This is a genomic window from Vibrio sp. Vb1337, from assembly GCF_033338715.1.
GTDB classification, from domain to species: domain Bacteria; phylum Pseudomonadota; class Gammaproteobacteria; order Enterobacterales; family Vibrionaceae; genus Vibrio; species Vibrio alginolyticus.
Genome location: NZ_JAWOTD010000307.1, coordinates 1 through 1,009 on the forward strand (window position 1 = coordinate 1; position 1,009 = coordinate 1,009).

At 46.8% G+C, this 1,009-nt stretch carries 1 protein-coding gene; it reads right to left on the reverse strand.

Annotation, left to right across the window (positions count from 1 at the left end; all coding sequences use genetic code 11):
- A partial coding sequence (locus tag R7E42_RS25835) for a nucleotidyltransferase domain-containing protein (RefSeq protein ID WP_318073362.1) occupies nucleotides 1–873 on the reverse strand: 873 nt, incomplete at its 3' end.
- Nucleotides 874–1,009 lie beyond the last annotated feature (136 nt).

Genomic DNA, 1,009 nt, shown 5'->3' on the forward strand with positions numbered 1-1,009 from the left:
GCCGCGATTGCCTTCACCAACATAACCGAGGTTTTCGGCCACTTGTGCTTGATGTGCGAAGGTCAAACGGTTGTCGTATCGGCGAAGTTCAATGTGCAGCGCAAAGCGGACACGCCACAAGAAGTCCTGACACTCCACCAGTTCGCGGTATTCCGCATCGGTAAGAAAGCCGTAACGGCTCATCTCTAGCAGAGATGTGGCGCCAAAGTGACGACGCGCTACCCAGCTCAAAGTGTGAATATCGCGAAGACCTCCTGGGGTCGATTTGATGTCGGGCTCTAAGTTATAGGTCGTATCGTGGTAGCGAGCATGACGTTCGCGTTGTTCTTGGATTTTTGCGCGGTAGAAGGTTTCGCTCGGCCAGAAAGAGTCGGATAGCACGACTTTTTTTAAAGCTTGGAATGTGTCTTTGCTGCCACAAAGCAGACGTGCTTCTTGTAGGTTAGTGGCAACCGTTAGATCGTCACGACCGATTTGTGCACATTCATTGACAGTGCGAACCGCATGGCCAACTTCCAGTTTTAAGTCCCATAGTAAGGTAATAAATTCGCTGATTTTCGCTTCTAACGCAGTCGGCAGTTTGTTGTTAGAAAGAACGAGAATGTCTATGTCGGACAACGGATGCAGTTCACCGCGACCATATCCGCCCACGGCCACTAATGAGATGTTGTAAATGTCATTAAAACCGAAGTATTGCCATAAACGCGTCAGCAACAAGTCCATGTACTCTGCGCGAGCCAATACTAAGCTGGTCACAGGGTGATGATTAAGAAACTCTTGTTTTTGGGTTGAGCTGAATTTTTCTAACTCTTGTTTTAGTTCGCCGATATTGATTTGTTCGTCGGAAAACGTAAGAGGGGACTGAAGTGGCATATTTGCTATCCGTGCAAGCTAAAAGTAAAGATCTACAAACCTTTCTAATTTAACAAATCTCGCGGAGATAAAAAATATCCCCGCATGAGCGGGGATATTGAAGTCATTCTTGGTTATGCATTTTTCATTAGGCGAG